At 57.4% G+C, this 26,148-nt stretch carries 16 protein-coding genes; 8 read left to right on the top strand and 8 right to left on the bottom strand.

Translation table 11 applies throughout. The annotated features are described in order from the left end of the window. Positions 1-504: 504 nt before the first annotated feature. A complete protein-coding gene (locus OHL19_RS01920) occupies positions 505-1,317 on the bottom strand; it encodes a carotenoid biosynthesis protein (protein WP_263355893.1) in 813 nt (270 codons plus the stop codon). Between the two features lie 108 nt (positions 1,318-1,425). Here OHL19_RS01920 and OHL19_RS01915 point away from each other — a divergent pair, with 108 nt between their 5' ends. Further along, positions 1,426-2,127 carry a hypothetical protein gene (locus OHL19_RS01915; protein ID WP_263355892.1) on the top strand — a complete coding sequence of 234 codons (702 nt, stop codon included), beginning with the start codon at positions 1,426-1,428 and terminating at the stop codon, positions 2,125-2,127. Positions 2,128-2,173: 46 nt separating this feature from the next. Here the strand turns inward: OHL19_RS01915 and OHL19_RS01910 are convergent, their stop codons facing one another. Beyond that, the gene (locus OHL19_RS01910; protein ID WP_263355891.1) at positions 2,174-3,169 is read right to left on the bottom strand and encodes a GlxA family transcriptional regulator; all 996 of its coding nucleotides are present in this window, start codon (positions 3,167-3,169) and stop codon (positions 2,174-2,176) included. Between the two features lie 119 nt (positions 3,170-3,288). Between OHL19_RS01910 and OHL19_RS01905 the strand changes: the two genes are divergently transcribed. Next, positions 3,289-3,930: an HD domain-containing protein gene (locus tag OHL19_RS01905; RefSeq protein ID WP_263355890.1), complete on the top strand. Its 642-nt coding sequence runs from the start codon at positions 3,289-3,291 to the stop codon at positions 3,928-3,930. Between the two features lie 68 nt (positions 3,931-3,998). Here OHL19_RS01905 and OHL19_RS01900 read toward each other — a convergent pair whose 3' ends face one another. After that, positions 3,999-4,724 carry a hypothetical protein gene (locus tag OHL19_RS01900; protein ID WP_263355889.1) on the bottom strand — a complete coding sequence of 242 codons (726 nt, stop codon included), beginning with the start codon at positions 4,722-4,724 and terminating at the stop codon, positions 3,999-4,001. Between the two features lie 132 nt (positions 4,725-4,856). Further along, on the bottom strand, positions 4,857-6,056 hold the full coding sequence (alaC, locus tag OHL19_RS01895; RefSeq protein ID WP_263355888.1) for an alanine transaminase: 1,200 nt from the start codon (positions 6,054-6,056) through the stop codon (positions 4,857-4,859). A gap of 206 nt (positions 6,057-6,262) precedes the next feature. Here alaC and OHL19_RS01890 point away from each other — a divergent pair, with 206 nt between their 5' ends. Together OHL19_RS01890 and OHL19_RS01885 are read left to right on the top strand one after the other, a co-directional pair. Next, a complete protein-coding gene (locus OHL19_RS01890) occupies positions 6,263-6,700 on the top strand; it encodes a putative toxin-antitoxin system toxin component, PIN family (protein WP_263355887.1) in 438 nt (145 codons plus the stop codon). Beyond that, on the top strand, positions 6,697-6,954 hold the full coding sequence (locus OHL19_RS01885) for a hypothetical protein (protein WP_263355886.1): 258 nt from the start codon (positions 6,697-6,699) through the stop codon (positions 6,952-6,954). The genes OHL19_RS01890 and OHL19_RS01885 overlap by 4 nt, the downstream gene beginning before the upstream one ends. Positions 6,955-7,016: 62 nt before the next feature. Here the strand turns inward: OHL19_RS01885 and OHL19_RS01880 are convergent, their stop codons facing one another. Further along, complete coding sequence (locus OHL19_RS01880; protein ID WP_263355885.1) at positions 7,017-8,657, bottom strand: retropepsin-like aspartic protease; 1,641 nt, start codon at positions 8,655-8,657, stop codon at positions 7,017-7,019. 319 nt (positions 8,658-8,976) lie between these two features. Between OHL19_RS01880 and OHL19_RS01875 the strand changes: the two genes are divergently transcribed. Continuing rightward, a complete protein-coding gene (locus OHL19_RS01875) occupies positions 8,977-12,594 on the top strand; it encodes a chitobiase/beta-hexosaminidase C-terminal domain-containing protein (protein ID WP_263355884.1) in 3,618 nt (1,205 codons plus the stop codon). Positions 12,595-12,666: 72 nt separating this feature from the next. Here OHL19_RS01875 and OHL19_RS01870 read toward each other — a convergent pair whose 3' ends face one another. Beyond that, positions 12,667-15,495 carry a M16 family metallopeptidase gene (locus OHL19_RS01870; protein ID WP_263355883.1) on the bottom strand — a complete coding sequence of 943 codons (2,829 nt, stop codon included), beginning with the start codon at positions 15,493-15,495 and terminating at the stop codon, positions 12,667-12,669. A 281-nt stretch (positions 15,496-15,776) separates the two neighbouring features. On the opposite strand from OHL19_RS01870, the gene OHL19_RS01865 reads away from it, so the two are divergent. The 3 genes from OHL19_RS01865 to OHL19_RS01855 all read left to right on the top strand — a co-directional run bounded on the left by OHL19_RS01865 (position 15,777) and on the right by OHL19_RS01855 (position 22,827). After that, positions 15,777-19,406 (top strand): TonB-dependent receptor, encoded by a 3,630-nt coding sequence (locus tag OHL19_RS01865; protein WP_263355882.1) that lies wholly within the window; start codon positions 15,777-15,779, stop codon positions 19,404-19,406. Positions 19,407-19,634: 228 nt separating this feature from the next. Continuing rightward, on the top strand, positions 19,635-21,686 hold the full coding sequence (locus OHL19_RS01860; RefSeq protein ID WP_263355881.1) for a fused MFS/spermidine synthase: 2,052 nt from the start codon (positions 19,635-19,637) through the stop codon (positions 21,684-21,686). Positions 21,687-21,825: 139 nt separating this feature from the next. Next, positions 21,826-22,827: an intracellular growth attenuator family protein gene (locus OHL19_RS01855; RefSeq protein WP_263355880.1), complete on the top strand. Its 1,002-nt coding sequence runs from the start codon at positions 21,826-21,828 to the stop codon at positions 22,825-22,827. A gap of 284 nt (positions 22,828-23,111) precedes the next feature. Here the strand turns inward: OHL19_RS01855 and OHL19_RS01850 are convergent, their stop codons facing one another. Then, positions 23,112-24,980: a glycoside hydrolase family 13 protein gene (locus OHL19_RS01850; protein ID WP_263355879.1), complete on the bottom strand. Its 1,869-nt coding sequence runs from the start codon at positions 24,978-24,980 to the stop codon at positions 23,112-23,114. Positions 24,981-25,072: 92 nt separating this feature from the next. Continuing rightward, positions 25,073-26,101: an LLM class flavin-dependent oxidoreductase gene (locus tag OHL19_RS01845; RefSeq protein WP_263355878.1), complete on the bottom strand. Its 1,029-nt coding sequence runs from the start codon at positions 26,099-26,101 to the stop codon at positions 25,073-25,075. Positions 26,102-26,148: the final 47 nt, after the last annotated feature.

The raw sequence follows: 26,148 nt of genomic DNA, 5'->3' as shown, positions 1-26,148 counted from the left end.
ACAAACATCCCCTAATCTAGCCGCATAACATGCGACACCCACCCTGACCGCAAAGATAACCAGTAGCCAGGGTGGGAGTAACCAAAACCAAAATTAACTTACAACACATAGAGACAATCCCAATAACTCCAGAAATTCCGCCGTCAACCCTGGGCAAAGTTATTGCCTTTGCCTTTGCAGTTGCCCTTGCCCTTGCCTTTGCCTTTGCTGTTGCTGTTGCAGTTCTGTCTGTCATTCCCGAAGGGAATCTGCTTCTTCCTTTGCCCTTGCCTCCACCGTTGCCTTTTCTATCCATCCGCCCCGCAGAGAATCTACCGCACCCCTCGACATCCGCCCCAAAACCCTGACCGCATGAAACAGCGACCATACCCCCTCCTGCACTAGTCTTGTCATCCTGAGCGAAGCGAAGATCTGCTTCTTTCGCGATTTACGCTTATCGACCAGCGCCTTGGATAGCTGGATAGGCGAGGGCTTCAGCCCTCGCATCAAGCAACTCCAAAAACTTTACGCGTGGGGCCTTTCGGCCCCGAGATTCTTCAACCCCTCATCCCCCAACCAAACCCGCACCCCAGCCACCAGCGCAGGAACCCCCATAGAAAACAAAGCCACCAACTGCAACGCCGGAATCTGATTCTCAGCCACATACCGCACCGCAAAGAACCCATAAACCATCACCGGCAGCGCCTCAAACAACCGCGTATTCACACGCGCGTCGCTAACTCCACGCCAAAGCCATCCGGCAATCAGGTAAACAATAAAAGTAGTAGCCAGCCATCCCAGGTAGTTATGTCGCGGAACCCCAAAGTAAGCCCCGCCCTTTTCCCAAACCCAGTTACCATCCTTAGCCATCCCCGGATCCATAACCATATCCCAGCCCGTCATCACAAACGCGGACACAGCCGCCAGCGCAGTAATTCCAGTAACCGTGCGCGTATCGATGCCCCTCAACAAAGCCCGCCCCACCATCCACGATGGATAAATCATCATGAACCACGCCAGCGGAATCAACACCGGCACATCCCCTAACTTAGCTCCGAGTGACTCCCCGTAGTGATAACTCCCATAGATAACTCCCGACCGCACCCCAAACTCTTCCATGCAATAAGAGACCACTGCGGACACACCAAAAAACACCGCCGTCCGCCGCCCGCCCTCAAGCGCCACGCAATGCACCAGAGCAAATAAAACAAACACCACTGTGAATCCAACATTCCCAAGCCCCGGCAGCCTCAACCACGGCCCAACCGCCTCCGTCAGGATGAGATACATCACCCCGGCAAACAACACCCACGCCAGCGCCGTAATCAGTCGCTTCAAGTCACTCTCCATGTCGCAGAAAAACTGCTTCCAAAATAGCAGATCAAAATCTCGCGCCCTCAACCCGCACCCCTCGACAACCGCCCCCAAACCCCGTACCCTGACCGCATGAAGCAGCTACTATGCGCCCTCCTGTTCGCCGTCTTATCCCCAGCCTTCGCCCACGCCCAGGATCCCCTGACCGCCTTCCCCAACAACTACAAGCTCATCCTCGACACCCCCGACCTCCGCGTCATCCGCTGCCACTACGGCCCCCACGAACACGTCGGCGTCCACAACCACTCCGACTACCCCACCATCTACGTCTACCTGTCCGACTCCGGCCCCGTCCGCTTCACCCATGACGAAACCCCACCCTTCGTCATGACCCGCCCGCCCGTCAAGACAGGAGCATTCCGCATCGCCCCCGGACGCCCCGAGCGCCACTCCGTTGACAATCTCGGCGATCTCTCCTCCGACTACCTCCGCATCGAACTCAAAAAGCTCCCGCTCCACAGCCTCACCAGCCCCAAACGCGACGAAGCTCCTGCAACCCTCACTCAAGGCAACACAGAAGAGTTCTCCGACCCCGACCTCACCATCCACCGCATCATCTGTAGCGCAGGCGCACCATGCCCCACTGGCAGCCCCAATCTACCCACCCTGCTCGTAGCCTTCTCGCCCGCAAAAATCAGCACCGCATCCACAGAAAAACAGATGCGCAGCAGCGACATCCAGTGGCTCCCGAACAGCCAATCCCTCTCAATCGCCGCCTCAACCCCAGCCCCAGCCCACGTATTAGAAATCCAATTCCAGGAACCGAAAAAATAACCCAGCACCTATCTCGTGTCGTGCTCGAATCGTGCCCGCATCTTGACTAGTCCGTACTCTGGATCTCTCTCCGCGTGAACCGCCGTGCATACTCTCCGGCGGTCACTCCAATCTCCCGCAAAAACGTCCGCCGCATCGAGTCCGCGCTTTGAAACCCGCAAGCATCCGCAATACCCTTCAACCCCATCGCCGAGCTGTCCATCATCCGCTGCGCCGCTTCCACCCGCATCCGGTCCACAAACTGTCCCGGATTCATCCCCGTCTCCCGCAAGCAAACCCGCGTAAAGTGCCGCGCACTCATCCCAATCCGCTCCGCCAGCAATTCAACCGTCAGATGATCCCGCAAATGCTCCAGCATCCACACCTGCAACTCCCGCAGCGGCAACGAATCGCCCGCCTGATGCGAAAGCATATGGCTGAACTGTGCCTGTCCACCCGGCCGCACCAGGAACATCACCAGCATTCGCGCCACCTCCAGCGCAACCGCATGCCCATGATCTTCCTCCACCATCGCCAGCGATAGATCGATGCCCGCCGTAATTCCCGCCGAAGTATAGATCGGGACTCCACCCCCATGCCCGTCCCCATCTCTTGCCATATCCCGTAAATAGATCGGATCGCGCAATACCTCGACTTTCGGAAACTCCCGCGCCAACCGATCGCAGAATGCCCAGTGCGTCACCGCCTGCCGCCCATCCAGCAACCCCGCAGCCGCCAGCAAAAATGCCCCGGTACAGATCGAAGCCACCCTCCGCGAACGTCCCGCCGCATCCGCAATCCATTGCAGATAGCCCTCGTCATAAATCCCACTCTCCGCCCCGAGCCCGCCCGCGATCATAAGCGTGTCGATCGTCGTATCCGCCAACGCACTCAGCGGCACCGCCCCGGTCAGCGAAACCCCGCGATGCGTTCTCAGTACCCCATCGTTCTCTGGAGTAGCCAGCACCACCTCATACCCCGGCGCGCTGCCAAACACTTCCAGCGGCCCGGTCACATCCAAAATCTGCACCGGAGCAGGCCCGGTAATCACAATCCTTCGCATGCAGTCATGCTACGTCGCCCAGGCACGCCCCGTGTCCTATATGTGTCCTAAATCGTCGTATCCGCGTCGTGGCGGACTCACCCCAATCGGCCTAACGTGAAAACTGCAAGGAGATCAACATGACCACCTCTCTCAACAACACCGCCATTCCCGACAGCAAACTCGCCGGCGAAGCTACCGCCATCCTCCGCGAACACGGCACCAGCCTCATCTACAACCATTCACTCCGCGTCTACCTCTTCGCCGCCGAACAAGGCCGCAGGCAAAAGCTTCGCTTCGACGCCGAGCTTCTCTACATCAGCGCAGCCTTCCACGATCTCGGACTTATCAAGAAATTCTCCAGCCCCACCGAGCGCTTTGAAGTAGACGGAGCAAACGCCGCCCGCCAATTCCTGACCGCCCACAACATTCCAGAAGAACAAGTCCAGACCGCCTGGGAAGCCATCGCCCTCCACACCACACCCGGCATCACCCAGTACATGAAGCCCGAAGTCGCCCTCTTATTCACCGGCGTAGGCCTCGACGTTCTCGGCGAAGGCTTTGACAACTTTCCCCCAAACCTTCGCGAAGAAATCGTCCGCGCCTACCCCCGTGAAAACTTCAAAGAAGGCATCGTTCAAGCCTTCTTCGGCGGCTTCGCCCACAAGCCAGACTCCACCTGGGGCACCGTCAAAGCCGACGTAGTAGAACGCTTCATCCCCGGTTACAAAAGCCCCAATTTCTGCGATCTGATCGCTAACTCACCCTTCCCAAATTCGTAACCAACGCAAAGCGGCCCATCGTCAACAGGCGATGGGCCGTATACAAACAATCTTTACTGTTAGAAAAGTTATCCCTGAGTCACCGAAGTAGCTTTGTCCTTCACAAACGTGACCGTCCACTTTTTATCGCCCGCATGATAAGTCACCGTGCGGTTCCCGACATCCTGCGAAGCACCTCGCTCCATCAGCAACCCCACCGCCATCTGCGTCTGCAACTCGCTCATCCCCACCTTGGGAGTATGAGCCGCCACCGCCGCCCACACATCCTTCGGCCAAAAATCATAGATCTTCTGCGGATCGTCATAGTAAAAAAGCTCGTCCGCATAAATCTTCTCCTCACTGCCCTCCACATATCCCATCGGAGCAGCATAAGTCCCCGGCTTTCCCTCCAGCGTAAACACCGCAAAATACTGTCGGGCTCCATGATAGATACGGTCATCCTCTTTCGCCGGAGCCACCGCCTTGATCAGCTTCTGCACCTTCAGCTTCTCCGCCGAAGGCAACACGCCAACCCGTTTCGCAAACTCCACCGACCCACCAGCATAAGGGTAGTAAGGCAGCGAATATCCCGCCTTCACCCAAACCGCCGTTCCCTCAATCTGTTTAGCCTGGTCAAAGGTGGCAAAGTACATCTCTTTTACATAAGTAAGTTCATCCGCAGTCAGCTTCTTTGCAGGAACAGCATTCTTAACCACCCCAGGATCCTGCCGCGCCTTCCACACAAAATAAACCCGCGCCCCAGCAACCACCAACACCAGCAAAGTCCCCACCAACACCCGCTGCCAAACCCTCATCACCCCTCCACCACAACCGTTGCAACTGCCCTTGCCCCAGCCTTTGCCGTTGCCCTTCTGGCTGTCATTCCCGAAGGGAATCTGCTGTTTGCCCTTGCCTTTCTATCTGTCATTCCCAAAGGCAATCCGCTGTTAAACCGAAACCCTTCCCATCAACAACCCCTTCATCCCCCGCAAAGCCTGCCGCGTCCGCTCCTCATTCTCAATCAAAGAAAACCGGACATGCCCATCCCCATACTCCCCAAACCCAATACCCGGGCTCACCGCAACCTTCGCCTCGGTCAACAACAGCTTGCTGAACTCCAACGACCCCAGCCCGCGAAACTGCTCCGGAATCCTCGCCCACACAAACATCGTCGCCTTCGGCAAAGCCACCTGCCACCCAATTTTGTTCAGTCCCTCGACTAAAACATCGCGCCGCTTGCGATAAATCTCGCAAATATCCCCCACACAAGCCTGCGGACCTTCCAGCGCCAATATCGAAGCCACTTGGATCGGCGTAAACGTCCCGTAATCGAAATAGCTCTTCAACCGCCCCAACGCATTCACCAGCGTCGGATTCCCAACCATGAACCCAACCCGCCATCCCGGCATGTTGTAGCTCTTCGACAGCGTAAAGAACTCAACCGCAACATCCTTCGCCCCAGGAACCTGCAACACACTCGGCGGCTTATATCCATCAAACGCAATATCCGCATAAGCCAGGTCGTGAATCAGGTAAAACCCAAACTCCCGCGCCATCTCCACCAGCCGCGCCAGGAAAGGCAGCTCCACACACTCCGTCGTCGGATTGGAAGGGAAGTTGACAATCAGCGCCTTCGGCCTCGGCTGCATCCTCGGAATCAGGTTCTCCAGCTCCGCCAAAAACTGCTCTTGATTATGAATCGGCACACTCACCACATGCGCCCCCGCAATCACCGGCCCATAGATATGAATCGGGTAACTGGGATTCGGCACCACCACCGTATCGTTCGAGTCCAGAATCGCCAGGCACAGATGCGCAATCCCTTCCTTCGACCCAATGGTCACAATCGTCTCCGACATCGGATCGAGATCCACGTCATAGCGCGTCTTGTACCAGTTCGCAATCGCCCGCCGCAGCCGCGGAATCCCCTTAGAAACCGAGTACCGATGCGTAACCGGCTTCAGCGTAGCCTCTATCATCTTGTCGACAATATGCTTCGGCGTAGCCCCATCAGGATTCCCCATCCCAAAGTCGATAATGTCCTCGCCGCGCCTCCGCGCAGCCACCTTCATCTCCCCCGTAATGTTGAAAACATACGGAGGCAACCGCCTGATTCGCGAAAAGTGATCCCGGCTAAACTCGTCCATCCCAATATCTTATCCGTCTCCCAGACGACGGGGCGTTCAATATCCCCATTACAGCATTCCAAAGCCATCCCCCAATAATCTCGATAGCCCATTGCGTAGAGACGAATCGACCCATACCATCCACACTGGACCAGATCGGCAAAAGTACCCTGACAGCCACGATCCCATGTGACATCGAATACAATGTCACATGATAAAATGCAGGTGTGAGGCTTAATCCAAGGCATTATGTACTAGATACCTCGGTAATCGTATCCGCACTGCGGAGCCGGCACGGAGCCTCCAACGCATTGCTGCTACTGGCGCAGAAGCAAAAATTCAAAATTGTCGCCAGCCCTCCATTATTCCTCGAATATGAGGATGTACTTCTCAGGCCGGAGCAACGGCTCACTCATGGCCTTTCCATTGAAGAGGTGAACAGCTTTCTGGCCGAGTTAGCGGCGATCATCATCCCGGTGGACATTCACTTCCAATGGCGTCCACAAGTTGGCGATCCGGGGGATGAAATGGTTCTGGAGGCAGCAATCAACGGTCGCGCCAATGCACTGGTAACTCACAATATCCGCCACTTCGCACCGGCAGCTTTACGCTTTCAGCTCTCCGTACTCACACCGCAACAAGCACTGATGGAGATTTCCTCATGAGTCCTTCAACCAGCAAATCCACCTATCCCCTCAAGCTTCCTGTATCCATCAAAAAAGCCGCACAGCGCCTTGCCAAGGAAGATGGCGTCTCCCTCAATCAGTGGATCGCGGTAGCTGTAGCGCAAAAAGTCGGAGCCTCGGAAACGGCAGCAGAATTTTTCGCCCGCGCCTCCGCCACCGCCACCGGAAAAGGCCTGGCCAGCTTTCTGAAATCTGCCCCCGACGCAATTCCAGACGCGAATGACGCAACTTAGGGCCTGGCTCCGCAATCCAGGCCTGAACCTCCTGCCCGAAGCAGGCGCACTAGCGCAGCCACTTACTCAATCTGCTCCTGATCTCCCTTGAGCTTGTTCGGGTTGTAGTCCATCCTCACCAGGCCATCTCGATAATCGATATGAATGCTCATCTGGGTCAGCGTTCGCGCCCCTAGAAACCCGGCAACCTCGACTCCCAGATTCCTGCTGATATTCGAAGTATCGAACGCAGGAACTTCCTCCAGCAGCTCCGCCTTCTTGGCAAAGACAAATCGAATCTCCCGCGCCGCATATACCTTGTCCACCTTCCCGTTGATGCCTTTGATCTCATAGTCGCTGCTCACATGCACATTCGTTACCGATCGCGCCGTAGCCGGAGAAATCGTAGTAGCAAATGCCCCCGAATCCATAATCATCAGCGTCCACTTCGACTTGTTAAGCGAGACCGGCAACAACAGGTCGTGCCCCACACGATAGATTTGTGTGTAGTCCTTCATCTCAGGTGCGATGTATCGATCGAACGGCCCCGCCTGCTCCGCGGACGAATCCGCCTCCGCACCATCCGTTCCCAGCGTCGGCTGCACAGCACCCTCCGATGGCCTCGGCGGCAAAGGGCCAAGCGCAAGCTTATGGTCGGGATAGTTCAACGTCAGCAAAAAGTTTGAAAATACATCCAGCCCAATCAGCCCATCCTGGCTGAGCCGCTTATCTTCAATAACCTTCACCATGCAATCCTGAAACGCCATATCGCCGATCTTGATCGAGTCTGCATACGCCGTGTACGAAACAGCATTGCCCTGGTCGCCGACACCAATCACTCCACCCGCCCCAACTGGCTTCAGACCAGCCTGATCCGCGATATGCTTCGAGACGGTCAACCCAGGAGCTCCCGTATCGATCTCCAGCCGGGCCACCTTGTCGTTCAGCCTCACATCAAGGCCGTATGCGCGCACATGCATCGCATCCTGCATCAACTTTCCCAGCGGTATCTCCGTGCTCTGTGTCGATGAAACCAACCGGCATACCCCATGCGAAGCATCCCCTCCTGCTTTCGCCGTATTCGATTGCCCAACAGCAAGCTGCGTGCTCTTATCCGATTCGCTCGCCGGCTGCTGTAATTCAACAACACGCTGTTTGCGTGGCAGCGTAGCCAGCCACTCCCGCTGAATATCCACGTCCCCCGGGTCCAGCCGATGGGCCAGAACCATATTCGATTTCGCCGTCGCATAGTAGGAGTTGAGCCGTGCAATCCGTCCCAATATCAAGTGAGCCCTGGGCAGACATGGATCAGCCTGAAACGCTGCCGTGGCAGTCGTAGCCGCGTCCCATGGAATGCCCTCCCGATACTGAACCTCGGCCTTCGCCGTCAGCAGCACAGCCGATGCGTGCGCCCCCTCGTGATTTCCCTTGAGAGCCGCTTCCACCGCATCGGAAGCGTCCTGCATCTTTTCCTGCCGCAACAGCGCTTCTACAAGTCCAGCCGTTAACTCGGCATCGTTTTTGTGCGATCCCAGCTCGCTGCGATACAGCAACACCGCTTTATCATTGTCCCCCTTCGATAAAGCCTGCTCCGCTGCCGAAGGCTCGTGCTCTTTCACCACCGAACAATTCGCCGCCCACGCCACCGATCCAAATCCCGCCAGTATCGCTATTCCAACACTCAAAACCCGGCTTATCTCAAGCCCACGGATAATGTAACTCACGTAAACCACCTTATAACTGCCGGGATTTATGCCCAGCGAGTCTTTACGGAAAATATAACTACAGCTTACCAAGAGTTACCCTCACGCATAACAAAAGCTCCTCAAATGACTAGCACGCAATATTAAAATTTAAAGACAAGCGGCAGGGAATCCATCCCCGCCCTTCTCCGCCTACGGATAACCGCGCACAGGTTCCCCGGAACGACCTTGCGGACGCATTCAAAAACTTATTTAAGACACGCATATCCCATGCCTCTATAATTGCCCTTCGTTCCGCCCCCGCAGAGACCATCGCACCAACACCTACAGGAGAAATTCCATGACGACAAGCGCTTCCTCCTTAGTCTCTTCCTTTGTTTTCTCTTTAGCTCTCGCTGTATTCACCCTCATGGCCCCGCCCGCCACACTCGCTATCGGACCAGCAGCCCACCCCGCAAACGATCCCGCGAAAAATAAAATTCAAGTCGCGAAAAACTACGGCAACCTTCCCCTCAGCTTCGAGGCCAACCAGGGCCAGACCGACAAGAACGTAAAGTTCCTTTCACGCGGAATCGGCTATTCTCTGTTCCTCACCGACTCTGCAGCCATCCTCAAATTAACGCAGCAAAACGTCTCCGCGCCCCGGAGCCTGCACTCAACTTCGACCCGCAAAGCCGACAGCCTCCGCATGGAGTTACTCGGTGCAAGTAACTCCTCACACGCATCCGGCATATCTCAATTACCCGGCAAAGTGAACTACTTCATCGGCAACGACCCAACGCAATGGCAGACCGACTTACCCACGTACTCCAAAGTCCGTTACACCAGCGTCTATCCCGGCATCGACCTCATCTACTACGGCAATCAGCGCCAGCTTGAATACGACTTCATCGTCGCTCCAAACGCCAATCCCCACTCCATCCGATTCCAGATCTCCGGCGCAAAAAAACTATCTGTATCCGCAGACGGCAATCTGCAGGTCACAGCCGCCAATGGACAACTCTCGTTTCGCAAGCCAGCAATCTATCAGCAGATAAACGGTCATAGACAACAAGTACAAGGGCAATTCTCTCTTCTCGCAGAGAACATCATCGGCTTCACCCTCGGCCAATACGATCACGCCAGCCCCTTGATCATTGACCCCGTCCTCACCTATTCCACCTATCTCGGCGGCACCGATGGCACCAGCGCCGGCACCGGCATCACAGTGGACACAGCAGGCAACGCATACATCACCGGCTGGACACAGGCCTCGAATTTCCCCGTAACCAACGGAGTATTTCAGCCGCATAACAAGGGCATGGCCCCACCTCCGCAGGGCACCAGCGCGGACGACCTCACCAATGCCTTCATCACCAAGCTCGATCCAACCGGCACAACGCTCATCTACTCCACGTATGTCGGAGGCACCGGCAGCGTACTGCCCAATCAAAGCCTTCTTGGGCTCGGAGATTTCAGCTACGGCATCGCCGTCGATAACTCCGGTAACGCCTACATTGCAGGGCAAACCTATTCGACCGACTTCCCCGTAACCGCAAATGCTTATCAATCCGCAAACAACGGAGCCAGTAACGAGGAGTCGAACGCCTTCATCACCAAGCTCAACTCGACCGGTACCGCGCTGCTCTACTCAACCTATCTCGGTGGAGACGGCGGCGGCAGTTTTCCTGGCGATTCAGCCACCGCCATCGCCGTCGATCCCGCTGGAGATGCCTACGTAACCGGCTACACGCTGTCCGGTAACTTCCCGATAACTCCCGGCGTCTTTCAAGCCGCGAACAAGGGCACAGAAAGCATCTTCGTCACCAAGATCAACCCCGCCGGTACCGCGCTACTCTACTCAACCTATCTCGGCGGCAGCGGCACCATCAGCGCAGGCGACTCCGCTTCGGCCATCGCGATTGATAACTCGGGCAACGCTTTCGTGACCGGCTCAGTCGCATCATTTGATTTCCCCGTCACCACCAACGCCCTTCAGGCAGCGAATAAAGTGACTCAAGGCAACACCACCGCCTTCGTATCCGCCATCAATACAACCGGCACCGCGCTACTCTACTCGACATATCTCGGAGGCAGCGGATTTCCCTTCGCAGGCTACGGTGACTCCGCTTCCGGTATCGCCGTAGATAACTCGGGTAACACGTACATCGTCGGACAAACCTATTCGACAGATTTCCCCATAACATCCGGCTCCTATCAAGCTCAAAACAACGCCGCTGGCCAGATGACATCCAATGCCTTTGTCGTCAAGCTCAACACAACCGGCACAGCCCTGCTGTATTCAACCTATCTCGGCGGCAGTGGAACCGCCGGTGTCGGTGATTCCGGTACAGCCATCGCAGTGGATACCTCCGGCGAAGCCTATGTCACCGGCGCAGCTAACTCGGGCAACTTCCCCGTAACTCCCGGTGCATTCCAGGCTGTAAACAACGCGGCAACATCCAACCCCAGCACAAACGCCTTTATCTCAAAACTCGATGCAACCGGCGCGACGCTGCTCTATTCCACTTATCTCGGCGGCAGCTATGGAGACTCCGCCTCTGCCATTGCTGTCGACGCCACGGGCAACGCCTATCTGACCGGTACCGCATCCTCGCATACCTTTCCCGTAACACCGGGAGCATTCCAGACAACCGGCTCTTCAAGCGCATTCGTCTCCAAACTCGCCCTCGGCCCCGCCACCACAACCACCACGCTAACCTCCAGCGCCAATCCACAGCAATCAGGCAAGCCCGTCACCTTCTCGGCTAAAGTTGCCTCTGCCGGTGCTGCAATCCCCACCGGAACTTTATCCTTCAGCATCGATGGCGAACCCACCGAACCAGTCTCATTGGACGACACCGGAGCTGCAACCTACAGCACCTCCAGCCTGACCGGCGGCCCGCACACCATCCTCGCCAACTACATCGGCAACAGCACCTTTCTAGCCAGTGCCAGCGCCCCTCTCACCGAAACCATCCAACTCCCCGCAGTCTCCATTCCCATCTTCAGCCTGGTAAGCGGAGCCTACAGCACGCCTCAATCTCTTACCATCACCAACGCCACCTCGGGCGCCACAATCTACTACACCACCAACGGCGCAGCGCCCTCCAACGCGTCCAATCTCTACACCGGCCCCATAGCAATCACCGCAACGGTCACAGTAAAAGCCATAGCCGTCGCAGCGGATCACACCAACAGTCCCGTAGCGTCAGCCACGTACACCATCGGAAATTCGACGCAGACCTTCACGCCGACATTCACCCTCGCACCCGGCACTTACACCACATCGAAAACCGTCTCCATCTACGACGCCACAACGAACGCGGCCATCTATTACACCCTCGACAAAACCACTCCCACCACCAGCTCCATCCGATACTCAAAAGCAATCACTGTCGCTACAACACAAACCATCAAGGCCATCGCAGTCTCCACAGGACGCACCAACAGCGCCGTAGCTACAGCAACCTACATCATCGAAACTCCAACAGCCACGCCGACATTCACCGTCCCATCCGGCACTTACTCCACATCGAAAACCGTCTCCATCTACGACGCCACGGCAAACGCAACTATCTACTACACCCTCGACCAATCCACTCCCACCACCAGCTCTACCCGATACTCAAAAGCAATCACCGTCTCTGCAACACAAACCATCAAGGCCATTGCAGTCTCTACAGGACGCACCAACAGCGCCGTAGCTGCAGCAACCTACACCATCGAAGCCCCAACAGCCACACCGACATTCACCATCCCATCCGGCACTTACTCCACATCGAAAACCGTCTCCATCTACGACGCCACGGCAAACGCAACTATCTACTACACCCTCGACCAATCCACTCCCACCACCAGCTCTACCCGATACTCAAAAGCAATCACCGTCTCTGCAACACAAACCATCAAGGCCATTGCAGTCTCCACAGGACACCCCAACAGCGCCGTCGCCACAGCAACCTACACCATCCACTAAAAAACAAAGGGCCGGGGAAAATTCCCCGGCCCTTCGAGTTCCTGCAACAACGTCCAATCACTTCGCAGGCAATTACTTCACAGGATTGCCCGAAGCATCCACATACTCGATCGGAGCCAGGTTCAGCTCCTTGAGCCCGGCCTCGATCTTCGACTTATCCCCAACCGCCACCACGATCAACTGGTCCGGATGCACATCCGACTTCGCCACCCGCTCCACATCCTCAGGCGTCACCGCGCGGAAGCGATCCGGCAGCATAGCAAAGTAATTCAGCGGCCGGTCATAGAGAAACAGGGAAGCCATCGCCCCCGCCGTCGCATTCGTCGTCTCAAACTGAGCCGGAATTGACTGCACATTCGCATCCTTCGCCGCCTTGATCTCCACCGCCGTCGGTGGCTCTGTCTGGATGCGCTTCAGCTCCAGCATCAGTTCCTTTGCCGCCGGAGCAGTCACATCCGTCTTCACCAGTCCGCCCGCCGTAAACGGTCCACCCTCGCGGTACATCGAATACGTCGAGCGCGCTCCATATGTGAACCCATGCACCTCGCGCAGATTCATGTTGATACGGCTGGCAAAGCTCGCGCCCAGTACGTAGTTCATAGTCTGGATCGCCTCCAGGTCCTTGTTCGTCCGCGACACGCCCAGCCCGTATGCAAACAACGCCGTCTGCGGCGATCCCGGCTTATCCACCAGCACCACCTTCAACGTCGGAGCCGCCGGAGCCGGAGGCAAACCTACCTCACCCTTCGCATCGCCCGTCCACTTGCCAAAATGCTTCTCAGCAAGCTCACGAGCCTCTTTCTCCGTCACATCCCCGGCCAGCACCAGCGCCGAATCTCCCGGCCCATAATGCCCCGCCCAGAACTTCTTCAACTCATCGCCGGTGATACCTTCCACACTGGCCACCGTGCCCGAGCTGGTAAACCCATAAGGCTGATCGCCATACACCAGCTTCAGACCGACACGCTGCGAAATCGCACCGACCGAATCCGCCTCCTGTTGAATGCGCACCATCCTTTGCTTGCGAATCCGCTCCAGGTCGTCCGCATGAAACGCCGGATGCTGCACCACATCCGCCAGCAGATCCAGCGCCGCATCCGCATGGTTGGTCAACACCGTGACTCCGGCATTCGTCCCGTCCATCGAAGCGCCCACGCCAACCTGCGTTCCCAACGCCTCCGCAGCCTCTGCAATCTGCGTCGAAGTGCGCGTAGTCGTGCCCTCCGAAAGCATCGCCGCCGTAAAGTCCGCAATACCTGGCTTGTCCGCAGGATTCGCCTCACCACCCGCGCGCGAAACCAGCGTCGCCGTCAGCACCGGCAGATTCGTATCCTTGATCAGGTAGACCTTCAGCCCATTCTTCAAGGCAAAAGTCTCCGGCACCGGCAAGTGGAAAGTAAGCGCCGCTCCCGGCTTCGGAATCTCTTTGCGCCAATTCTGCTGCGTCTCAAAATCCGCTGAATACGGAGCAGTCAGCTTCGCATCCGCATCCGTGTCCGCAGGGCTGCGCGGCACATCGTCCACAACCTTCTTCCCCGGCACGCACTCCACAACCACAGCCTGGTTCTTGTTCAGAGATTTGACCGCAGCCTGCTTCACGCTGTCGATCGTCAGCGCCTCGTAGCTCGCCAGGTCCTTGCTCAAATATCCCGGATCGCCCGTGTACTGGTTGTAGCTGTTCAGCGTATCCGCCACACCGCCAAAACCACCCAGCCGCTGCAAGCCCGAGATCGTATCTGTCAAATTGATCGTCCGCGCCGCATCCAGCTCAGCCTGCGTCGGCCCATCCTTCTGCAGCTTCTCCACCTCAGCCCAGAACGCCGCTTCCAGATCCGCCAGCTTCACACCCGGCTTGGCCGTAATCGAGCATTGAAAAACCGAAGTCAGCTTCATCGACCGGTCATAGCAATAAGCCGATTGCGCAACCTGCCGGTTCTTCACCAGCGCCTGGTACAACCTGCTCGCGTCGCCACCGCCCAGCACGTGGCTCAAAATCTCCGTTGCCGCATCCGACGGCGAGTAAATCGCCGGCGCCAAAAATGCGAAATTGATCTGGTCCAGCTTCACCGTATCGGTAACCGTGGCCCGCTTCTGCTCCGTGATCGCCGGCGTCGGAGTCGTCTCACTCGTCACCGCATCGACCTTCGGCCCCGCCGGAATCGGCGCGAAATACTTCGTCAGCAATGCCTTCAACTGCGCCGGATCAAAGTCTCCCGCAATCGCGATACTTGCATTGTTCGGCGTATAAAACTGCTGGTGAAACTCGCGCACATCATTGATCCGCGCCGCCTCGATATCCGCATGTGACCCAATCACATTCCCGTAATACGGATGCCCCTTGGGAAACAGCAGTTGATAGACCTTCTCGCCGGCCAGGTCATAAGGACGACCCTCACCCTGCCTGCGTTCATTGCGCACCACGTCCCGCTGGTTGGTCAGCTTCTCTCGATCCAACCCCTCCAGCAGAAATCCCATGCGATCGCTCTCCAGCCACAAAGCCAGCTCAAGCTGATTGCTCGGCATCGTCTCGAAGTAGTTGGTGCGATCAAAATCCGTAGTCCCGTTCACATCCGTCGCGCCCGCGCCCTGCACAAACTTGATATGCGCCTTCTCGCCCACATGCTCCGAGCCCTCAAACATCATGTGCTCAAACAGATGCGCGAACCCCGTCCGTCCCTCCCGCTCATTCAGCGGCCCCACGTGATACCACAGATCCACTGCCACCAGCGGCAGGCGATGATCCTCATGCGTCAGAACGACGAGACCGTTCGGCAGCGTGAACTTCTCATACTTCAGCTCAGGCAGCTTGAGCGAAGCAGGCTTCTCCGCGGCAACCGTCATGGCAAACGAAACCACAGCAACACCAAGTACGGCCTTAGCCGCAGCAACAATGATCCTCACAGATCTCTCCATAAATAGATCTCTCCGTAACGCGGATTTAAAAAAGTGGTTTGCTTCCAGTTAGCACCGAACGTAACGCGGAAGGAATGAAAGGATAATACCCGCCAGCACCCACAACTCTCAAAAATGACAATTCAGTGACAATTGGCATTAGCTCCACCTTAACCCAAATGCTAATATCGGACCTAATGAGTCGGATTCCGACATAAAGAGTCCGATATAGCCAATTACGTGCGGCCTATCTCAAAAACAAGATTCGATCTAAAGGTTGGAATGCAGAAATGTCAGTGAACAGCAGAATCCTCTCTAAAAGCCTGAAACTCTTATCCGTCCTCTTCTTTTTCACCGCATCTTTCGTCTCGGCTCTCGTCGGCGGCAGCATCGCAGGCACGGTAAAAGATCCCTCCGGTAACGTAGTCGCCAACGCCACCGTCGCAGTCCGCGAAACCTCCACCGGCATCGCCTACCAGGCTCGCACCGACGCCAAAGGCTCTTACACTCTGCCCGTCCTGCCCGTCGGCCGCTATCAGCTCGAAGTCCAATCCCCCGGCTTCAGCAGCTACCAGCGCAAAGCCATCGTTCTGGATACCAATGCCGCCCTCCGCCTCGACGTAACCCTCGCCGTTGGTAGCGTAGACCAGACCGTGAGCGTCACAGACAACACCCTCCACGTCGAGACCACGAGTTCCCAACTCGGCCAGGTCATCACCGGCCGCCAGATGACCGCCGTTCCCCTCAACGGACGCAGCTTCACCGATCTCCTGTCCCTGCAGGCAGGCGTCGCCCCCGGCACATCCATCACCAACACCACCGTTCAGGACGTCGGAGCCACCGTCCTCAATCCCTCCGGAACCCTCAACCCCGGCACCGTCTCCGTCAACGGCCAGCGCGAATTTGCCAACTACTTCTCCGTCAACGGCAGCGATACCGAAGAAGACGTAAACGCCGGAACCTCCATCATTCCCAATCTCGACGCCATCGCCGAGTTCCGCATCATCACCAGCAACTTCGACGCCGAGGTCGGTGAGTTCAGCGGCGGCCAAGTCAGCGTCATCACCAAATCCGGCAGCAACCGCCTCCACGGCAGCGCCTTCGACTTCCTCCGCAACACCGATCTCGACGCCCGCAACTACTTCTCGCCCACCCGCGGAGCCTTCCGCCAGAACCAGTTCGGCGGCACCTTCGGCGGCCCCATCCATCGCGATAAAATCTTCTACTTCGTCGACTATCAGGGCACCCGCCAAACCCAGGGCATCGACACCGGCAACATCAGCGTTCCCTCCCTCGCCGACCGTACCGGCAATCTCTCCGATGAAGCGGCCTCTTTTACCACCACGGCACTCTCCGGCACGCAGCAGATCAGTACCCCCACCACCGTCAGCGGACCTTACCTCGCATCGCAGGTACTTTCTCCGAAATTGGGTTACGCCGTCACGCAAGGAGAACCGTATTACTTCGTCGCAGGCCAGCAGATGGCCAGCAACCCAGGGCAGACTTACTCCTCAAACTGCACATCCTCTGCCGATTGCGTCTTCCCAAATGCCATCATTCCGCAGAACGCATGGTCTCTTCCCGCCCAGCGCATGCTGCAATACATCCCCGCGCCCAACACCGGCAATGGTTTCGCAACATCGTCCTTCAACCAGACCGTGCGCGATGACAAGGGAGCCATCCGTATCGATGCAAACACCCGCGCCGGCCTGCTCTCTGCCTATTACTTCATTGACGACTTCACCCTCGACAATCCCTACCCCGTAGCCCAGAGCGGAGCCAGCGTCCCCGGCTTCGACGCTCTCACCTCCGGCCGCGCCCAACTGATCTCCCTCGCCGACACCAAGAGCTTCAGCCCGACCTCCGTCAATGAACTCCACGTCAGCTACACCCGCAACTTCACCAACCTCGGCCAGCCCGTAGGCGGAAAAGGCGTCAGCCTCATCTCCCAGGGATTCGTCAACGCAGACGGCACCGGCAGCATCGTCCCCCTCAACCCTGCAGGCGAAGGAGTCGAAAACCTCAACTTCAACGGCTACTCCACCGGAGCAGCAGCCAACCAGCTCATCCAGGCCAACAACACCTATCAGGTCACGGACGCCTACACCCGGGTTCTCGGCAGCCACACCCTCAAGTTCGGTGGAGAGTTTCACGCCGACCAGATCAACGCCAACCCCATCGCCCAGTTCAACGGCAGCTTCGTCTTCACCGGGCAGGAAACCGGCGTCGACTTTGCCGACTTCCTCATCGGTGTCCCCAGCCAGTACAACCAGAGCCAGCTCAATCCCTTCTACGCACGCAATAAATATGTAGGCTTCTTCGCACAGGATAGCTGGCGCGCACTCCCCAATCTCACCCTCAACTACGGCCTCCGCTGGGACCGCATCGCACCCTGGTCCGAAAAATACAACCAGATCTCCACCTTCGTCGCCGGTGCCCAATCCGTAGTCTTTCCCGGAGCACCCGCAGGCATCCTCTACCCCGGCGACCCCGGAATCCCCAACACCCTCGCGCCCATCGGCAATCGCAGCTTCGCCCCGCGCGTAGGCTTGGCCTGGTCTCCGCAAGCCGACGCAGGCAGCCATCTCGCCAGGCTCCTCGGCGGCCCTGGAGCCACCAGCGTCCGCGCCAGCTTCGGCACCTTTTACACCGCCATCGACGCGCTTTCTATCGGAGTCCTCGCAGCCAACGCCCCCTACGGCACCACCTATACCAGCCCCGAAGAACCGCTCTTCGCAACCCCCTTCATCGGTGCCCAGGACGGAGCTAACAACGGCCAGCCATTCCCCTACACCTTCGCCCCATTGAACTCCTCGCGCAACCACCCCGACACCAGCTTTGACTGGAGCAACTTCCTCCCCATCGAGGGCATCCCCGGCTACGACATCCACAACAAAACGCCCTACACCGAGGAGTGGATGCTCTCCATCGAGCGCCAGGCCGGTCCGAATACAGTCTTCACCGCAACCTACGTCGGCAACTCCAGCCATCGCCAGCGCGTTCTCATCGAACCCAACGTCGGCAACCCAGCCCTCTGCCTGAGCCTCAGCCAGGCCAGCCAAGTCATGCCCGGCACCACCACCTGCGGACCCGGCGGCGAAGACACCACCTATTTCCCCATCGCAGGCGGTCAGGTCAACGGAACCCGCGGCCCGCTCGGACCCGCCTTCGGCAGCAACGCCGACCAGGCCACCATCGGCCACGCCAACTACAACGCACTCGAACTCAGCGCCCGGCACACCAGTGGACGCCTCGAAGTCTCCGCCGCCTACACCTACGGCAAGACCCTCGACCAGTCCTCCAACATCGGCGAAGAAGTCAATCCCATCAACCCCGCTCTCAGCTACGCCATCTCGTCCTTCGACGTAAAACACAACCTGGTCGTCAGCTATGAATATCAGTTGCCCTTCGACCAGTACTTCGCCGCCAATCGCCTCACCAAAGGTTGGACAGTCTCCGGTATCACCCACGTCGCCAGCGGCTTCCCCATCACCATGATCAACAACGGTGACAACTCGCTGCTCGGCACCAACCCCAACGGCATCAACAACGCCAGCATCGACGAACCCGACTACAACGGCGGCTCACTCCACCTCAATCACAACCCCCGCATCAACGGAAACAACTACTTCAGCACCAGCGCCTTCAGCGAAAACGAAGTAGGCACACCCGGCACCTCCAAACGCCGCTTCTTCTACGGCCCCGGCTCGCAAAACTACGACATGGCCGTAGCCAAAAGACTCCCCCTCACCGAATCCAAATCTATCCTCTTCCGCGTAGAAGCCTTCAACGTCTTCAACCACACCCAGTTCAACGGCCCCAGCTCAGTAGACGGAGACATCGGCAGCTCCACCTTCGGCCAGGCCATCAGCTCCGCTCCCCCAAGAATCCTCCAGGGCGCCCTGAAACTAAACTTCTAACCACAAAAAAACAGCGTGAACTGCGCCACCAAAGCGCAGTTCACGCACCAACAAATCCCCAGCCCGTTGCAGTTGCCCTTGCGTTGTAGTGGCAGTGGCCCTTGTAGTTGCCCTTGCAGTTCTGTCTGTCATTCCCGAAGGGAATCTGCTTCTTCTTTTGCCCTCGCCCTTATAGTTCCACCCCCACCACCCTGTATATTTGTCTTTTCACAAGCATCAGGGGCAAACATGCACTCATCCCGCATTTCCTACAGCATCACCGTCTTCATCTCCGCTTTCCTTCTCTTCCTCATAGAACCAATCGCCGCCAAACAAATCCTCCCCGCCCTCGGCGGATCCTCCGCCGTCTGGATGACCTGCCTGGTCTTCTTCCAACTCATGCTCCTGCTCGGCTACCTCTACGCGCACGCTCTCACCACCTATATCCCCGCCAAGCGCCAGCCCGTAGTGCATATAGTTCTGTTAGCCGCAGCCATAGCAAGATCCCTGTTCCAGCTCGGCTCCCATCCAAACCTGACCAACGCCTCAGAACATCCCGTCCGCGCCATATTCCTCGTCCTCACCGGCAGCATCGGATTGCCATTCCTGCTATTAGCCTCCACCAGCCCGCTCCTGCAAGTCTGGCTCGCCCGCCGCGAAAACACCTCCGTAAAATTCCGCCTCTTCGCCATGTCGAACGCAGGCTCGTTCCTCGCGCTCATTCTCTATCCAACCCTCGTCGAACCCCATCTCACGCTGAACCTTCAGCGCATAGGATGGTCCATCGCCTTCGTACTCACAGCCATCCTCTGCGCCCTCATCTCAAGACAGGGAAACACCCAGCACCCCGCAGAAATAGCCCCCGTCGAAGAAGCCCCGCCATCCACCACCCGTCAGAAACTCCTCTGGTTCCTGCTCCCCCTGGCCGCCGCCATGCAGCTAAGCGCCGTCACCGGCCATCTCACGCAAAACATCGCCGCCATCCCGCTTCTTTGGATACTCCCGCTAGCCGCCTATCTCCTCACCTTCATCCTCGCCTTCGACGCACCACGCCTCTATCGCCGCTTCCTCATCGTTCGCCTGCTCATCGTCATGCTCGCCGCTCTCGGATACATGCTCACCAAAACCGACATGAGCATCCCCATCACCATCAGCATCCTCTTCTTCCTCGTCGAGGCCTTCATCGCCTGCTGGTTCCTGCACGCCGAGACCTACAATCTCCGCCCCCGGCGCACCTCCGAAGCAACCCTCTTCTATCTCCTCATAGCCTCAGGCGGAGTCGTCGGTTCCTTCTTCATCGGCATCGCCAGCCCACTCATCTTCGACGCCAACTACGACATCGCCATCTCCTTCTTTCTCACCGCCGTCGCCGCACTCCTCGTCACCTGGACAGACGGCTGGGCACAGCGCCTTCTATGGACCACCGGCACCGTCCTTCTCTTCGCCGTCATGCTCATGATGCACACCGCCTTTGAACACGACTCCATCATCGAAGTCCGCAATTTCTACGGATCCCTCCGCGTTCGCGAAACCCACACCCCGCCCATCGCCTTCACCGTCCGCACCTTCCTCAACGGCACCATCCAGCACGGCACCCAATGGTTCGGAGAAGACTTCCGCAAAAATCCCACCACCTATTACGCAGATAACTCGGGCATAGGACTAACCCTCAACCGCTGCTGCACCGGCCGCGCCAAAAAAGTAGGAGTAATCGGATTAGGCGCAGGTACTCTCGCCGCCTATGGCCAGCCGCCACAAAACGGAGTCCAGGACAACATCACCTTCTACGAAATCAATTCCGCCGTAGAGCCCATCGCGAAAAATGTCTTTACCTACATCCGCGACTCGCAGGCAAAGATCAACATCATTGAGGGCGACGCCCGCATCTCTCTAACCAACCAGCCACCGCAGAACTACGACGTAATTGCCGTCGATGCCTTCTCCGGCGACGCCATCCCGCTGCACCTCATCACCCGCGAAGCAATGGCCCTCTACAAGCACCACCTGGCCCCCGGCGGAGTAGTAGCCTTCCATGTATCGAATCAATATCTAAGCCTCGCCCCAGAGGTAGCACTGCTCGCACAATCAGCCAACATGCAGGCCCGCGTAATCCACTCTCCCCCGGACGAAGACCGCGGCGCCTTCAGCTCCACCTGGGTATTAGTCACCAGCAACGAAGCCTTCTTGGCCCAACCAGAAATATCCTTCCAATCCCACAAGATCCCCACCATTCCCAACCTCCGCCTCTGGACCGACGACTACAGCAGCCTCCTGCCAATCCTCCACTGGCACCTGACATAGCAGTTGCAGTTGTAGTTGTAGTTGCCCTTGCAGTTCTGTCTGTCATTCCCGAAGGGAATCTCCTGCCCCCCCATCCATTACCATAACCACATCCATGTACCCTCTGTTAGCCCTGCTTTTTCGCAAATCTTACTGGCTTATGCTCCTGCGCAAAGCCACCTGGCATGAAGCATGGCGCAGCCTCAAGCGCGCGCACAAAGATCGCCGCGCCCGCAAACATTTCCTCCTGTTCCTGCTCCACCTGCTCATCCCATTCCTATGCATTGCATGGCTCGCAGCAGCCATGGGAACCGGCTTCATCTTCTTAGTACCGCTTATACTTTTGTTTGGCTGGTGGCGTAGTCGCGCCGTCCGCAAAGAAGATTCCGTCTCCCTCAGCATCAAAGCCCCCACTCCTCCAATCCATCGTAAGCTCACAGAAGAAGACCGCCAAAAACTTCGCCGTTACTTCACCGAACAGGCCCTTATCTACGCCGTAGTAACCGACCGCGCCGGCAGCGAAGCCTTCCTGAAAGAAAAGATTCTCCCCGAAGGCGTCGAAGTAGTCTCTCGCCGCATCCATCTCGATCTGCTCAAGACCCACGGCCTCTGGGACAAGATGTCCTCCAACGATCGCCAGGCCATGATGATGACCGACGGCCACTGGCAATGGCCGCTGATCAATCAAACCTATGTTTCATTGGAGCCCCTGCGCCTCTTGCGCTGGATCCTGCGCATCGACTACTACCTGCCCGTCGTCGGCCAGCAATTGCATATGGAAGTAAAGCTGGCCAATGAAATCGTCCGCAATCCAGCCAAAGTGATCGAAGGCGAGGGACTTATATCGCAGGCGCAAATTGAGATCGGCAGTCAGGCCGCCCGTCAGTTTCTCATCCGCTGCATAGCGGAAGAAATCACACGAGGCTATCGGCAAGTCGACGAAGGCGAAGACACGCAATGGGCCACGGATTACACCACAGCCTTAAGCGGCAAGCAGCATGAAGACTTCGTCCTCGGCAGCAAACTAGTCTCCGAAGCCACGCAGGAAGAGCTCCAATGGGCCACCGTCCTGGCCCGCACCCGCATGAACTTTCTCAACTGGGCAATCTCCCTGATGAACGACCCCACACTAGCCGAGCGATCCGCAGAAAGCAACCCATAGCAAAGAAAACCCCGGAACTTCAGGTAGCAAGCCAGCACACAGCATAGAAGTTAAAAACGTAGCCCTTGCTTTTGCAGTTGTCCTTGCCTTTGCAGTTGCATTTGCCCTTGCCCTTGCTTTTCTGTCTGTCATTCCCGAAGGGAATCTGCTGTTAGCAGTTGCCCTTGCCCTTGCCGTTGCTTTTCTGTCTGTCATTCCCGAAGGGAATCTGCTGTTAGCCCGGCAGTTCCATCCATCATTCCAAATGGAATCCGCTACCCACGCTCCCAACAAAAAACCAAACATCACTTAACCCGAACCACCACAAACCCAAACGGCTCCAACACAATCTTCCCCAAAGAAACCGTCTCCGTCGCCAGCCCGCCCGGCCCAAGCGGCGAACGATAAATAACCTCTCCAGCCTTACTCCCCAACGTCGCAGCAGCTTTCACCGATAGCGTCCGCCGCCCCGCACTCATATTCAGCGCCACCAGCACCGTCTCATCTCCACTCCTGCGCAGATAAGCAAAGACATGCTCGTCATTCTCATTCACCGCCTCATAGGAGCCCTCACGTAACGCAGACTCACTCTTCCTCAGCGTCAGCAGCCTCTTGTACGTGTTGTAAATGGAATCGTCGTTCGCCGCCTCAGTCTCCACGTTATAAGTCGCAGCACTCGGCGGAACCGGCAGCCACGAACTCACCCCCGTCGTAAATCCAGCATGAGCCCCCGCCGTCCACTGCATCGGAGTACGCTCCCCATCGCGTCCCTTTTCCTTCGGCCAGCCCAGCTTTCCAATCGGATCATGCACATCCTCAATCCGCGCCGGATCCGTCGTCCGCATCCCAATCTCTTCGCCGTAATACATCTGCGGAGTACCCCGCGAAGTCAGCAGCAGCGCCGCCATCAGCTTCGCAATCTGGTCATTGTGAACGCCATCTCCATAACGATCCCACTGCCGCCGCTGATCATGATTGCTGAAGAAATACTCCGGCTGTCCCTTCGCCGCATTCGATTCAACCTCATTGAACAACTTGCGAAACTTCACCGCCGATAACTCATTCACATCCGCAATCTGAAAGTCCATCGGCAACTGCACTTCATCGTTCTTACCATCGATGCCGTACATCTTCGTCAGCTCGCCAATGTTCGGCTCATCCGCTTCCGTAATCAGCACCGGGTCACCGGAAAACTTATCCACCACCTGCCGCAACTCGCGCAACACATCATGCACCTCCGGCAAATTGTCCGTGTACTTATGCTCGATGTTGCGATCGCCGTATGCGTTAAACCCCGGCAGATACGGATCATCCCGCATCTCCGGATCTTCAAACAATCTCGAAGCCGCATCGATTCGAAAGCCCGCAACCCCATGCTTCATCCAGAATTCGACCACCCCATACATCGCCTTGCGCACTTCAGGGTTGCGCCAGTTCAAATCCGGTTGCTGCTGATAAAAGTAGTGATAGTAATACTGCTTCGTCGTCTCATCGAACGTCCATGCCGAGTGCCCAAACCACGACTGCCAGTTATTCGGCGGCCCCATCTTTCCATCGGAACCAATCTTCCCATCCCGCCATATATACCAGTCGCGCTTCGGATTATCCTTCGAAGCCCGCGACTCCTTGAACCAGTCAATCTGGTCCGAAGTATGGTTCATCACGTAGTCCATAATCACGCGAATCCCGCGTGCTCTGGCCTCCGCAACCATGTGATCAAAATCAGCCATCGTCCCATACTCAGGATCGATCGCCGTGTAGTTCGCAATGTCGTATCCGTAATCCACTCCCGGCGAAGGATACATCGGAGTAATCCAGATAGCATCCACCCCGAGATCCTTCAGATAGTCCAGCCGCGAAGTAATTCCGTTAATGTCCCCGATGCCGTCCCCATTCGAGTCCTGAAAGCTCCGCGGATAAATCTCGTAGATCACCGCATGCCGCCACCAGCTCGGACCACTCGCACCATCTGCCGCCACCACCATCGCTGCAGCGGCTCCATCCTTACCCGCACCTGCTAATGCCACAGTAGAATCCTCGCTCATATCACTAAGACGGCCATTCGCACGCGCAGGACCAACCACCCCGCACACCAGAAGCATCAACCCCAGCAGAAATCCGATACGCCGCATCTCCATACCTCGCACGCCACGAAGTATAGAGGACGGCGCCATTCCCGTCCTCAACAAAAGCTCTTGTGTCTAAAGCGGAGTAACAAATCCATCCGCTAACCTGCTAACTCGCCGCAGCCAAGCTGGCTAACTCGCTAAACAGCAATCCCGCGCGCCACCTCAGCCACCCTCCGATAGGATTCAAGCCGGTCCGCATGCTCATACGTGTCCGTCACAACAATCACCTCATGCGCACCTGTCTTCGCCAGCAACTTCTCCAGCCCCGCCTTGACCGTCGCATTCGAACCCACAATAGCCGCGCCCAGCCTGGCTTCGACAGCCTCACGCTCCATCGCGTTCCATATCGCATTCATAGCTTCGGGCGACTCCAGCGGAGGCAGCAATTCCACCGGCTGATTTCGAATCAACCGCAAAAACCTCTGCTGCGGACTCGTAAACAATCGCCGCGCCTCAACATCCGTCTCCGCCGCAATCACCGGCGCCGCCACCATCAGATACGGCTCCTCCAACACACCCGGCTTGAAGTTATCGAGATACATCTTCGCCGCCACATACAGATACTCCGGCGCAAAATGTGAAGCGAACGCAAACGCCAGCCCCTCACGCGCCGCCAACTGCGCACTGAACCCACTCGACCCCAGCAGCGTAATCGGAACATTGCTTCCTTGCCCGGGAATCGCCCTGACCGCCTGCCCCGGCCGAACCGGACCCAGATACGCACGCAGCTCCGCCAGCAGCGCAGGAAAATCATCCCCGCTCTGTGCCAGATCGCGCCGTAATGCCCGCATCGTGTTGTAATCGCCACCCGGAGCCCGCCCCAACCCCAGGTCAATTCGCCCCGGATACAACGCCTCAAGTGTCCCAAACTGCTCCGCCACCACCAGCGGAGCATGGTTCGGCAACATCACCCCGCCGCTGCCCACGCGAATCGTCCTGGTTGCCTGCGCCACATGCCCAATCAGCACCGAAGTAGCCGAGCAAGCCAGCCCCGAAATAGCATGATGCTCCGCCATCCAGAACCGCTCGTAGCCCCACTCCTCTACATGCCGCGCCAAATCCACGGAGCGCTCCACAGCTTTCGCGATACCCGCACCGCCAGCCGCAGTCTCCTCACCCCGCAAACCCACCAAATCCAAAACCGAAACCCGCAAAGAATCACTCATGCACCGTTAGATGACCACGAACCCAACAACGTCGCAATCACAACAAA

Source organism: Acidicapsa ligni, assembly GCF_025685655.1.
In the GTDB taxonomy this organism is placed as follows: Bacteria; Acidobacteriota; Terriglobia; order Terriglobales; family Acidobacteriaceae; genus Acidicapsa; species Acidicapsa ligni.
This window is presented reverse-complemented; position numbering and strand designations above follow the sequence as displayed.